At 53.4% G+C, this 12226-nt stretch carries 10 protein-coding genes; 3 read left to right on the top strand and 7 right to left on the bottom strand.

Annotated features, from left to right (window positions below):
- Nucleotides 1–26: 26 nt before the first annotated feature.
- Both cysB and topA read right to left on the bottom strand, forming a co-directional pair.
- Nucleotides 27–1001 carry an HTH-type transcriptional regulator CysB gene (gene cysB, locus F0Q32_RS20790; RefSeq protein WP_015964648.1) on the bottom strand — a complete coding sequence of 325 codons (975 nt, stop codon included), beginning with the start codon at nucleotides 999–1001 and terminating at the stop codon, nucleotides 27–29.
- A gap of 177 nt (nucleotides 1002–1178) precedes the next feature.
- Nucleotides 1179–3776, bottom strand: a complete 2598-nt coding sequence (gene topA, locus F0Q32_RS20785) for a type I DNA topoisomerase (RefSeq protein WP_149464605.1) — start codon at nucleotides 3774–3776, stop codon at nucleotides 1179–1181.
- A 407-nt stretch (nucleotides 3777–4183) separates the two neighbouring features.
- On the opposite strand from topA, the gene F0Q32_RS20780 reads away from it, so the two are divergent.
- The gene (locus tag F0Q32_RS20780; RefSeq protein ID WP_015964650.1) at nucleotides 4184–4435 is read left to right on the top strand and encodes a YciN family protein; all 252 of its coding nucleotides are present in this window, start codon (nucleotides 4184–4186) and stop codon (nucleotides 4433–4435) included.
- A gap of 60 nt (nucleotides 4436–4495) precedes the next feature.
- Here the strand turns inward: F0Q32_RS20780 and sohB are convergent, their stop codons facing one another.
- Nucleotides 4496–5542: a protease SohB gene (sohB, locus tag F0Q32_RS20775; RefSeq protein WP_015964651.1), complete on the bottom strand. Its 1047-nt coding sequence runs from the start codon at nucleotides 5540–5542 to the stop codon at nucleotides 4496–4498.
- Between the two features lie 252 nt (nucleotides 5543–5794).
- Between sohB and F0Q32_RS20770 the strand changes: the two genes are divergently transcribed.
- Both F0Q32_RS20770 and cobO read left to right on the top strand, forming a co-directional pair.
- The gene (locus tag F0Q32_RS20770; RefSeq protein WP_149464604.1) at nucleotides 5795–6553 is read left to right on the top strand and encodes a YciK family oxidoreductase; all 759 of its coding nucleotides are present in this window, start codon (nucleotides 5795–5797) and stop codon (nucleotides 6551–6553) included.
- On the top strand, nucleotides 6550–7140 hold the full coding sequence (cobO, locus tag F0Q32_RS20765) for a cob(I)yrinic acid a,c-diamide adenosyltransferase (protein WP_149464603.1): 591 nt from the start codon (nucleotides 6550–6552) through the stop codon (nucleotides 7138–7140). Before F0Q32_RS20770 ends, cobO begins: the two co-directional genes overlap by 4 nt.
- Before the next feature lie 42 nt (nucleotides 7141–7182).
- Here the strand turns inward: cobO and F0Q32_RS20760 are convergent, their stop codons facing one another.
- The 4 genes from F0Q32_RS20760 to rnm all read right to left on the bottom strand — a co-directional run bounded on the left by F0Q32_RS20760 (nucleotide 7183) and on the right by rnm (nucleotide 12166).
- Complete coding sequence (locus F0Q32_RS20760; protein WP_149464602.1) at nucleotides 7183–9375, bottom strand: TonB-dependent siderophore receptor; 2193 nt, start codon at nucleotides 9373–9375, stop codon at nucleotides 7183–7185.
- A 209-nt stretch (nucleotides 9376–9584) separates the two neighbouring features.
- Nucleotides 9585–10469, bottom strand: coding sequence for a 23S rRNA pseudouridine(2605) synthase RluB (rluB, locus tag F0Q32_RS20755; protein ID WP_149464601.1), 885 nt, complete (start codon nucleotides 10467–10469; stop codon nucleotides 9585–9587).
- Nucleotides 10470–10667: 198 nt separating this feature from the next.
- Entirely contained in the window at nucleotides 10668–11288 is a 621-nt protein-coding gene (locus F0Q32_RS20750) for an L-threonylcarbamoyladenylate synthase (protein WP_015964656.1), read from the bottom strand.
- Complete coding sequence (gene rnm, locus F0Q32_RS20745) at nucleotides 11285–12166, bottom strand: RNase AM (RefSeq protein ID WP_149464600.1); 882 nt, start codon at nucleotides 12164–12166, stop codon at nucleotides 11285–11287. Before rnm ends, F0Q32_RS20750 begins: the two co-directional genes overlap by 4 nt.
- Between the last annotated feature and the right edge of the window lie 60 nt (nucleotides 12167–12226).

Below are 12226 nucleotides of genomic sequence, written 5' to 3'. Positions count from 1 at the left end.
GAGATACCGTTCGGAAATTCAGAAGATTACTTCTCTGGCAATTTAATATCTTTGAACATCGCCTCGATGTCTTCATTGGAGCGCAACGCTACCGCGGTATCAACAACGTCGCGCGTTAAATGCGGCGCAAAGCGTTGAATAAAATCATACATGTAGCTGCGCAGGAAAGTACTGCGGCGGAAGCCGATTTTAGTGGTGCTGTGGCTGAAAATACCGTCAGCATCCAGTTTAACCAGATCAGGATCGGAAACCGGATCAACCGCCATGCTGGCGATAACCCCTACCCCCAACCCGAGGCGAACATAGGTTTTGATAACGTCGGCATCCGTGGCGGTGAAAACAATGCGCGGCGTCAGCCCGGCGCGGTTAAACGCGGTATCGAGCTCTGAACGCCCGGTAAAACCAAAGGTGTAGGTTACCAGTGGATACTGGGCCAGTTCTTCGATTGTGACCGACGTTTTCGACGCCAGCGGATGCTCCGGCGTCACCACAATAGAACGGTTCCAGTGGTAACACGGCAGCATAACCAGATCGTCATACAGGTGCAGCGCTTCCGTGGCGATGGCAAAATCTGCATTCCCCTTCGAAACCGCTTCGGCAATCTGCGTTGGCGAGCCCTGATGCATGTGCAGAGAAACGCGCGGATAACGCTCGATAAAGCCCTTAATCACGCCGGGAAGCGCGTAGCGCGCCTGGGTATGCGTTGTGGCGACGTACAACGAGCCTTTGTCCGGCCAGGTGTGTTCGCCCGCCACAGATTTGATGGCATCCACTTTCGAAAGCACTTCACGGGCAATGCGAATGATTTCCTGCCCGGCTGGCGTAACCTGCGTCAGGTGCTTACCACTGCGCGCAAAAATCTGGATACCCAGCTCATCTTCCAGCATTCTGACCTGCTTACTGATGCCCGGCTGTGAGGTGTACAAGCCTTCAGCGGTAGAGGAGACGTTGAGGTTATGGTTAACAACTTCAACGATATAGCGGAGCTGCTGTAGTTTCATGGCGCGGTATCCGGTTGCGTAGTGATACGCTATTAATACGATTTAATAATAAAAAAAGTGTTTGCTATAACCACTATATCATTTATAGCAAGTGTGTATAGATGGGAACAAAAAATAATAACGCGGTTATAAAAAAGGGCCGATGATCGGCCCTTTGTGTGGTTTGTCAGGTGACAATTATTTCTTCGCTTCGACCCATTTACCGTCGACAAAGAAGGCAGACCAACCGGTCGCTTTGCCATCTTTCTCAGAAGAAACATACTGCTGCTTCGTCTTACGACTGAAGCGCACCATCGTCTTGTTACCTTGCGGATCTTCCTGCGGCGCATCGGCCAGATAACGCAGTTTTTCCGGCAGACGATCGCGGAATCGGAACAGCTCTTCGACCAACGGCGCGCGGGTTTCACGCGATTTCGGGAAGGTGTTCGCCGCCAGGAAGACCCCGGCAGCACCGTCACGCAGTACGAAGTAGGCGTCCGATTTCTCGCACGGCAACTCCGGCAACGGAACCGGATCTTCTTTCGGCGGTGCGACTTCACCGTTGCGCAGGATCTTACGGGTGTTCTTACACTCTTCGTTAGTGCAGGCCATGTACTTACCAAAACGCCCCATTTTCAGGTGCATTTCAGAACCACATTTCTCACACTCAACGATCGGGCCATCATAACCCTTAATGCGGAATTCACCCTCTTCGATCTCGTAACCGTCACAGGTCGGGTTATTACCGCAAACGTGCAGCTTGCGTTTCGGATCGATGAGATAGCTGTCCATTGCCGTGCCACACTTCTGGCAACGACGTTTCGCGCGCAGTGCGTTGGTTTCAGCGTCATCGCCTTCCAGCACGTTCAGCACTTCGTTTTCCGGCACCAGGTTGATGGTGGTTTTGCATCGCTCTTTCGGCGACAGCGCATAACCGGAGCAGCCCAGGAATACCCCCGTACTGGCGGTACGAATGCCCATCTTGCGACCACAGGTCGGACAATCGATACTGGTCAACACCATCTCGTTCGGCTGCATGCCGCCCTCTTCAGGCGGTTTCTCAGCCGTTTCGAGCTGTTTGGTGAAATCACCGAAGAAGAGATCCAGCACCTGCTTCCACTCGGCTTCGTGGTTTGCCACGCGGTCGAGATGGTCTTCCATCTGGGCGGTAAAATCGTAGTTCATCAGTTCGCGGAAGTTCGCTTCCAGACGATCGGTGACGATCTCACCCATTTTTTCTGCGTAAAAACGACGGTTTTCGGTGCGCACATAGCCGCGATCCTGAATGGTCGAAATGATCGACGCATAGGTGGACGGACGGCCAATACCGCGTTTTTCCAGCTCTTTAACCAGTGAGGCTTCGCTAAAGCGCGCCGGCGGTTTGGTGAAGTGCTGAGCCGGTGTCAGTTCAACCAGAGAGAGTTTGTCTCCCTGATTCACCATTGGCAACGTGCGGTCTTCATCGCCTTTGCGTAGCGCAGGCATCACCTTTGTCCAACCATCAAAACGCAGGGTACGACCGCGCGCCTTGAGTTTGAAATCACCCGCCTGCACCGTCAGCGTCGTGGAGTCGTACTGCGCCGGTGTCATCTGACAGGCAACAAACTGACGCCAGATCAGCTGATACAGTTTTTGCGCATCGGCTTCCATATCTTTCAGCGATTCAGCAACCACCGAAACATCGGAAGGGCGAATCGCTTCGTGCGCTTCCTGAGAATTCTCTTTGCTGGCGTACTGGTTCGGGTTCTTCGGCAGATATTTATCGCCAAAGTTATCGCCGATATAACCACGCACCATGCTTACTGCGTCCTGGCTCAGGTTGGTAGAGTCGGTACGCATATAAGTAATGTGGCCCGCTTCATACAGACGCTGCGCCATCATCATGGTTTTTTTCACGCCAAAGCCCAGACGGGTGCTGGCGGCTTGCTGCAACGTGGAAGTGATAAACGGCGCGCCAGGCTTGCTGCTGGTCGGTTTATCTTCACGCTCTAGGACGCTGTAGCTCGCTTTTTCCAGCAGGCTAACGGCGGCCATTGTCTCGTCGCGGCTTACCGGACGGAAGGCTTTATCTTTCTGATGCGTCACTTCCAGCGGCAACGCATCGCCACCCGGCGTAGTGGTACTCGCAACCACGTCCCAGAACTCTTCCGGTACGAAGGCTTTAATTTCGCGTTCGCGCTCAACCACCAGACGCACAGCAACGGATTGCACGCGGCCTGCAGACAAACCACGGGCGATTTTTTTCCACAGTAACGGCGACACCATATAGCCCACAACGCGGTCCATAAAGCGACGCGCCTGCTGCGCGTTAACACGATCGATATTCAGTTCACCCGGCTTTTCAAACGCCTGACGAATCGCATTTTTTGTAATTTCGTTGAACACCACGCGGCTATAGCGCGAATCATCTCCACCAATCACTTCCCGCAGGTGCCATGCAATGGCTTCCCCTTCGCGGTCAAGGTCGGTTGCGAGATAGATGTGGTCGGCTTTTTCCGCCAGTTGCTTAAGTTCTGAAACTACCTTTTCTTTACCCGGGAGCACTTCGTAGTGCGCTTTCCAGTCATGCCATGGGTCAACGCCCATGCGGTTAACCAGCGCGCCACGTTCATCCTTTTTAGGCTTTTTGGCCGTTTTGGTGGAGGCAGAGTCAGCGCTCTTTTTGGCGGCTGAGCCACTTGTCGGCAAATCGCGGATATGACCGACGCTGGACTTAACCACGTAGTCATTACCCAGATACTTATTGATCGTTTTGGCTTTTGCCGGGGACTCAACGATAACGAGAGCTTTACCCATATTCACCTTTACCTAATTTGATTCTTCCAGAATACATCGCACATTGAGTCACCTGTCCACTGGCGACAAGCCTTGTATGTTGCAGCGGTCTCAATGGATATCAACCCTATAGCCACCCACTTCACATCCTGAAGCCAGGCGGTTGAGTTCACTGACGTTTTACCGCCAGGTGCTATAGCACGAAGAATTTTCGGTCGAATGTCAAGCAAATCTGTTGCCAGATTGCCGAAAGCGTCACACTGTACCTGATAAAATTCGTTACGCAACTTTATTAGCACGCATTTGTTAAACGCGCCAGAAAGGCAGGTACAGGCTTAACCTTAACTATAGCCCTGAAGTTTCAAGGGAGTATTTGCCCCGAGCGCGTGCCCGGCGTAAACTAGGGGAAGTTTTTCGAGGAGTAGAAAATGTCTGGTAATACACAACCCATCGATCGTCAAACTCTGCTTATTGAAGCAAACCGACTCATCCGTGAACATGAAGATACCTTAGCTGGCATCGAAGCCACGGGCGTAGAACAGCGCAATGGCGTGTTGATATTCAGCGGCGAGTATTTCCTGGATGAACAAGGCCTGCCCACGCCGAAAAGCACGGCAGTATTTAACATGTTTAAATACCTTGCCCATCAGCTTTCCGAGAAATATCACCTGGTCGACTAACACACGTTGAGTCAGGCGATCTCACAGCCCGGCAGTGAGCCTACCGGGCTGTCCTGAGATTTACATCAACGGCTTTTGCCCCCGCTGCCACCAGCGCAGCAGCAGACGATCCGCACTTTCTGCCGCACTCCCGGTGAAACGGTCCATCATTTTCTTGCGCTGTTTATAACTCACGCTCATCACTTCGCGATCTTTCATCAGGTTCAGCAGCAGTTCATCGCTGGTACCCACTTCATCCACCAGCCCTTTCTCCTGCGCCTGCACGCCGTACCAGTGCTCACCGGTCGCCACCGCGTCGATATCAAGCGTTGGCCGCATCTCTTTAACGAAAGCCTTAAACAGATGATGGGTTTCGTTAAGATCTTCGCGGAATTTCTGCCGCCCCTCTTCCGTGTTTTCACCCAGCAGCGTCAGGGTACGTTTGTACTGGCCCGCCGTGTGCAGCTCGATATCAATATCTTTATTTTTCAGAAAACGATGCAGGTTCGGAATTTGCGCGACCACGCCAATGGAGCCCAGAATGGCAAACGGCGCAGCGACGATTTTATTCGCCACGCAGGCCATCATATAGCCGCCGCTGGCCGCCACTTTATCGACCGCCACCGTCAACGGGATCTGCTTATCGCGGATGCGTTGTAGCTGAGACGACGCCAGGCCGTAACCGTGCACCACGCCACCAGGGCTTTCAAGACGCACCACCACTTCATCTTGCGGCGTGGCGACCGTCAGCACCGCAGTGACTTCTTCACGCAGCGAGGCAACTTCATGTGCATCCATACTGCCTTTAAAATCAATCACCCACACGCGCGGTTTGCCTGAAGGCGTTGCGTTGCCCTGTTTGGCCTTTGCTTTTGCCGCCTTTGCCTCAAGTTTGGCTTTTTTCTTTTGTTCTTTATGCCAGAGTTTTTGCTGTGGGCCGTCAAGCAGCGCCACCGCTAAATCCTCCTGCATCTCTTTATGTTGTTCGCTGAGATTGGTTACCCGCAGCTCTCCACGTTGCCGCTTGCGCTGTGACAAATTGATAATAAGTGCTGCGATTACAATGATTGCGACGACAACCGTCACGATCTTCGCCAAAAACAGACCATATTGAAAAAGAATTTCCACGCTTTCACCTTGTACAAATCCACTGAATCTGTGGACCAGTGTACAACACCGTTTTCGCTACGTCTCGACCACGATTAAAGCCTGCGAGGCGCTTTCCGTAATTCAAATTGGCTGATGAAATCATTGCAAATTGTTAATTTTACGTTGACTCTCCTCCTGGCTGATTGAAATAGTGGCGCGATTAGGGCATAAAGCCCAAAAGCCATGAAAAGAACACAGATTGTGGTAGCGAAAAGCCACAAAGGAGTCCTCGTGCACTACCAGCCCAAACGCGATTTGTTGCAAAACCATATAATTCTGGTCACCGGTGCCAGTGATGGTATTGGTCGGGAAGCAGCCATCACCTACGCACGCTATAGTGCCAGCGTGGTTTTACTTGGTCGTAATGAAGAAAAATTACGCGCCGTCGCGCAAGAAATTGAAAACCACGGCGGATTGCCCGTACGTTGGTTCACGCTCGACCTGCTCACCTGTACACCGCAGGATTGCCAACAGGTTGCTCAGCAAATAAGCATGCATTACCCGCGCCTTGACGGCGTGTTGCATAACGCCGGGCTGCTCGGCGAGGTAGTGCCAATGTCTGAACAGAAGCCCGACATCTGGCAGCAGGTGATGCAGGTTAACGTCAACGGTACCTTTATGTTGACCCAGGCGTTACTGCCGCTGTTGTTGCAGTCTGAAGCAGGCTCACTGGTCTTTACCTCGTCAAGCGTAGGCCGCCAGGGGCGCGCCAACTGGGGGGCCTATTCGGTGTCCAAATTCGCCACCGAAGGCATGATGCAGGTGCTCGCCGAGGAGTATCAAAACCGCGTGCGCGTCAACTGCATTAACCCCGGCGGCACGCGAACCAGCATGCGTGCCAGCGCGTTTCCGACGGAAGATCCGTTAAAACTGAAAACACCTGCCGATATCATGCCGCTCTATTTGTGGCTGATGGGCGACGATAGCCGCCGCAAAACAGGGATGACTTTCGATGCCCAACCAGGCCGTAAACCGGGGATTGCCCAATGAGTGATGAACGTTACCGCGAGCGCCAGCAGCGCGTGAAAGATAAAGTCGATGCCCGGGTGGCGGCCGCTCAGGAAGAGCGTGGCATTATCATGGTCTTTACCGGCAACGGGAAAGGCAAAACCACCGCTGCCTTTGGGACGGCGACGCGCGCCGTCGGACACGGCAAAAAAGTCGGTGTCATCCAGTTTATTAAAGGCACCTGGCCCAATGGTGAGCGTAATTTGCTGGAGCCCCACGGAGTCGAGTTTCAGGTAATGGCGACCGGTTTTACCTGGAATACACAGGACCGCGAGAGCGATACGGCCGCCTGTATGGCCGTCTGGCAACATGCCAAACGCATGCTGGCCGATGCATCGCTGGACCTGGTTGTGCTGGATGAGCTGACCTATATGGTGGCCTATGACTATCTGCCGCTGGAAGAGGTGCTGAGCGCGTTACGCCAGCGCCCGGCGCACCAGTCGGTGATCATTACCGGTCGCGGCTGTCACCGCGATATCACCGAGATGGCTGACACCGTCAGTGAACTGCGTCCGGTGAAACATGCGTTTGATGCGGGTATCAAAGCGCAGATTGGCATCGATTATTAAACGAAGAAATGCCGGAAAGGTTAACCTTTCCGGCGGTACGGCTTAGAACGAGACGGTTACGCCTGCGTAGTACGCGCGACCTGGTTCGTTATACGTTGATGCGCCGTCGTTTTCGCGATAAACCCGTTTATCAAACAGGTTGTTGATCCCGGCATTGGCGCGCAGGTTTTTAGTGATGTCGTAATTGACGTTCAGGCCAAAAATGGAGTACGGGCTGATTTCACGGCTCGACATCTCGCCCGCTTCGTTACGGATCTCCGCATTCTGGCGCGGCTTCTGACGACCATACTGTGTCCAGCTTAATGTAGTATCCAGTTTGTCGGTGACCTGCCAGTCGAGCTGCGAGTTAATGGTAAATTCAGGAATAACCGAGAGTGGGTTACCGGTTTTTTTGCTTTCGGAGCGGAACATATAGGTTGCGTTGGTGCGCCACTCAAGGACATCGCGCAGCACAGGAATGGTCAGGTTGCCTTCCAGACCCTCAACGATCGCTTTACCGCCGTTTTCCCAACGCAGGATATTGGCGCCATTTGAAGCGTAACCGACCACGTCATCCCCGGCCACGATTTTGTTTTTATAATCGTTGCGGAACCAGGTCACCCCTGCCGCATAGCCGTTGTCATGGAACTCAATCCCCACTTCTTTATTGACGCTGATTTCCGGATCGAGGTCTTCATTACCTAACAGGAAGCAACTACCGGTACTAACCCCGACCGGGCAACCATTGCCACGCGTAGAGAGCAGATATCCCTCAGTAGACTGATAGAGGTTTGGCGCTTTAAACGCCCGCGCGATCCCCGCTTTCAGGGTGAACATATCGCCTAAGCCCTGCGAAATATTCAGGCTCGGGCTCCAGTTTGCACCGAAGGTATCGTGATAGTCGAAGCGCAGTCCTGGTAATATCTGAGTGCTGTCTGTGGCGGCAATATTATCTTCAAAATAGAGGGAGCTAATGGTTGAACTGTTTTTGCTGCTGCGGCCGCTGGCGCTACCAGAGACATTACCCACCGTTACACCCGTGCTATCTGTCGCCGTCATCGAGGCAGGATCGTTCAATTCATCACGGTTCCACTCCGCGCCCAGCGTGACGGTTTGATCCACCAGCAACTGGAGCGGGAAGTTCACTTCGCCACCGGCACGATAGCTTTCGAGACGGCTGGTTGAATAATCATCACTGTTGATCATCCCTTCCACTTTACCGGTGGAGCCTTCATCCAGACGCGTGTTGTTGGTCTTTTCGTAGTTGAAATTGAGTTTCGACGTTCCCCAGTCCCAGATGCCGTTGTAGGTGATGCCGTAGTTCTGGCGGTACATGCGGTTGGTTTCGTCACCATAAAGCGTCTGCACTAACCCGCCCGGGCTGACGTTGCTGTTGCTGTACTGAGTATCGCCCGCGTAGATATTACCCTGGCGACTATAGCCATAGCTGAAGTCGACAATCTGCAACGGGGTGATTTTCCACGATACGACTGCGTTGATATCTTTATTACGCACGCCTTCACGCCCCGCAGCAGCGGAACCGTTCTGGGCGGTATTGATGTCATAGGCATCAGCGTCCGTTTTGTTCAGGTTGCCGTACAGACGCATGGTCAGCGCATCTCCGGCCAGCGGGCCGCTCAGGTTGAAGTTAGCGCGTTTGGTCGCGCCTTCTTTGCTGTCTTCCGGCTGATTGGTGAACAGAGAGAGCGAGCCGTGCCAGTCGTTAGTCGGACGTTTAGTGATAATATTCACCACCCCGCCCGCCGCACCAGAACCATAGCGCGCCGCCGCCGGGCCACGAATCACTTCAATGCGATCGACCATTTCCGCCGGAACCCAGTTGGTATCACCGCACGTATCACGTTCCCCGCGCCAGCTGTAACGCACAGAGTTACGCGATGTCACCGGTACGCCATCAACCATAATCAGGGTGTTTTCCGGCCCCATGCCACGGATATCGATCTGGCGGTTGTTGCCACGGCTACCACTGGCACTGTTTCCCGTCAGGTTAACGCCAGGCATTTTGCGGATGATGTCGGAGAGGTCGTTCACCGGCGGGCTTTTCTGGATATCTTCAGCGGTGATGGTAGAAACGCCTGGCTGCTGCTTGAGCTCCTGCTCAGCGGTAACAATCATGGTTTCGTTATCGGCAAGCGATTCTGTCGGCTCCTCGTTGGCGGCCCACGCAGTGGTGCTCAGCAAGCTGGCTAAAAAGAGGGCTATTGGTTTTTTTCGTGTTGTTACAGAAGTATACATTCCATCATTCCCTGTCATGAATCATAAAATCAATTGCGCATACTAATGATAATTATTCGCATTTCACATATGATTCATGGAATCTCCTTCACATCTCCTTTTTTGCGTAAGAAACAATCAAATCGATAGATTTTGTGAAGGCGGGATGTCAGGCACAAAAAAACCGGGCAAACATTGCTGTTTGCCCGGCTTGATAATCAGGAGGTTGATTAACCGTTGCTGCGGCTTCCCCCGCCACGACGTGGGTTACTGACCTGGCTGTGACGTTTTACCGCACGGCGAATCTGATTCGCTTTCATGCGACGTCTGTCTTTCTCAACCGCCACTTTTGATGCGGTTTCAGGCGGCAGTTCAACCAGCTCACGCAGGTAGTTGGTCTGCGCCAGATCCAGTTCGGTATACCCGCCGCGCGGCAGACCTTTCGGCAATGGAATATCGCCGTAGCGAACGCGGATAAGACGGCTAACCTGCACGCCAACGGCTTCCCAAAGACGGCGCACTTCGCGGTTACGGCCTTCCGTCAGGGTCACGTTGTACCACTGGTTGATACCTTCCCCACCGGTAAACTTGATGGTTTTAAACGCCGCCGGGCCATCTTCAAGCTGTACGCCGCGAGACAGCTCGCGCACTTTGTTGTCATCAATCTGGCCAAACACGCGTACGGCGTATTCACGCTCAACTTCGCGGCTCGGGTGCATCAGGCGGTTTGCCAGCTCACCGTCGGTGGTGAACAACAGCAGCCCGCAGGTGTTGACGTCCAGACGACCGACGGCAATCCAGCGCGCGCCGCGCAGTTTTGGCAGACGATCGAATACGGTTGGGCGACCTTCAGGGTCGTTACGCGTACAGAGTTCACCTTCCGGCTTGTAATAAGCCAGAACGCGACAAATTTGTTCTACGGATTCTTTAACGGAAATCAGATGACCATCAATACGAATTTTAAGGCCAGGGATCACTTCAACGCGATCGCCGAGTTTGGCGATTTTGCCGTCGACGCTCACGCGCCCCGCTTCAATAATCGCCTCGATTTCACGACGGGAGCCGTGGCCGGCACGCGCCAGCACTTTTTGCAGTTTTTCGCTTTTATCGCTCATAGAGCTTCCTTCCGGTGTCGCCTTCACAGGCGTCTGGGTATACTTTCAAAAACAATGCGTTGAGTTCAGTTAAACCCTAACTCATTGAAAGGTATCTTTTACACGTCAAATGGCGCACCACGTGCGCCATAACAATAATTCGTGGCCGCGTATCTTACATGAATTTCTGATGAAAAGATTCATCTGGTTTATTCACGTTTACAGGAACGGCTTCACATCGCCCACACCTTCACGCAGCACCACTGGCGCGTCGTCAGTTAAATCAATGACCGTGGTCGGTTGTTGGCCCAGATAACCACCATGAATAATCAAATCGACCACTTTTTCCAGACGATCTTTAATCTCTTCCGGGTCAGATTCGGTAAATTCGCTGCCCGGTAACATCAGGGAGGTCGAAAGCATTGGCTCGCCTAACGCCTCAAGCAGCGCCTGCGCAATCGGGTTAGACGGCACGCGCATGCCGATGGTTTTACGCTTTTCCTGCAACAGACGGCGCGGCACCTCTTTCGTCCCTTTCAGGATGAAGGTGTAATTGCCCGGCGTGTTGTTTTTCATCAGACGAAACGCCACGTTATCGACATAAGAATAGGTCGACAATTCGGACAGGTCACGGCACATCAGCGTGAAGTTATGACCATCTGGCAGATGACGAATACGACAGATGCGCTCCATCGCGCCTTTGTCTTCAATTTTGCAGCCCAGCGCGTAGCCGGAATCGGTTGGGTAAACAATCACCCCACCTTTGCGCACGATCTCAACCGCCTGGTTAATCAGTCGCGCCTGCGGGTTATCCGGGTGGATGTAAAAAAACTGACTCATACTTCCCTCTCAGTAGAATTCTGTGGCGTCTCGAAGCGTTGCCAGATGCCCTCTACCCCGGCGGGTAGCCACAGCTTACGGCCCAGTTCTATCCATGGGCAGGGTTGATGAAAATCAGAACCCTGCGAGGCCAGTAACGCGTATTCTCGGGCATAGGTTGCAAGCTGAGCGCGCTCGTGTGGCGCCTGCTGGCACTGCGCGACTTCCATCGCATCGCCACCCTGTTCACTGAAGTGGGCCAGCAATCTTTTCAGCCACTTGGCAGACAGGTTGTAACGGGCCGGATGGGCCATTACCGCCACGCCGCCTGAATGATGAATGACATCAATAGCTTCCCTTATTGTACACCACTGTGGCGGAACGTATCCCGTTTTCCCGCGCGCGAGATATTTTTTAAACACATCACCCATGGTGTTCGCTTTCCCCTGCTCCACCAGGAAACGGGCGAAATGACCGCGTGTTACCGCGCCGCCGTCGGCCAGACGCTGTGCGCCTTCCAGCGCGCCGGGAATATGCGCTTTCTCCAGACGCTCGGCAATCATCGCCGCCCGCTCGTTTCGCCGCGCTTTTTGCTGATTCAGAAAGGCGGTTAAGGCCGGGTGCTCAATATCAATATTCAGGCCGACAATATGAATTTCGTGATTTTCCCACAGCGTCGAAATCTCAACGCCGGTTATTAAGTTCAGCGCCAGACCGGCGCGCGCGATCTCTGCCTGCGCCAAAGGGATGCCATCGACAGTGTCATGATCGGTGATCGCAAGCGTACCCACGCGCATTTCCAGGGCGCGATGCACCAGCGCTTCCGGCGTCAATCGACCATCAGAGGCGGTGGTATGGCTGTGAAGATCGTAAATCACTGCGTATGTTGTGTCGCTCAAAACGGCTCCCGTTGGGCTAATATTCGTATAAGACGGCTCATCATAACGTTTACTGAGGAA

Origin of the sequence: Pseudocitrobacter sp. 73, assembly GCF_008369545.1 — a bacterium.
GTDB lineage: Bacteria > Pseudomonadota > Gammaproteobacteria > Enterobacterales > Enterobacteriaceae > Pseudocitrobacter > Pseudocitrobacter vendiensis.
This window is presented reverse-complemented; position numbering and strand designations above follow the sequence as displayed.

Coding starts and splice junctions, on each gene's coding strand:
- cysB (WP_015964648.1), bottom strand. CDS start 1,001: ATGAAACTACAGCAGCTCCGCTATATCGTTGAAGTTGTTAACCATAAC.
- topA (WP_149464605.1), bottom strand. CDS start 3,776: ATGGGTAAAGCTCTCGTTATCGTTGAGTCCCCGGCAAAAGCCAAAACG.
- F0Q32_RS20780 (WP_015964650.1), top strand. CDS start 4,184: ATGTCTGGTAATACACAACCCATCGATCGTCAAACTCTGCTTATTGAA.
- cobO (WP_149464603.1), top strand. CDS start 6,550: ATGAGTGATGAACGTTACCGCGAGCGCCAGCAGCGCGTGAAAGATAAA.
- F0Q32_RS20760 (WP_149464602.1), bottom strand. CDS start 9,375: ATGTATACTTCTGTAACAACACGAAAAAAACCAATAGCCCTCTTTTTA.
- rluB (WP_149464601.1), bottom strand. CDS start 10,469: ATGAGCGATAAAAGCGAAAAACTGCAAAAAGTGCTGGCGCGTGCCGGC.
- F0Q32_RS20750 (WP_015964656.1), bottom strand. CDS start 11,288: ATGAGTCAGTTTTTTTACATCCACCCGGATAACCCGCAGGCGCGACTG.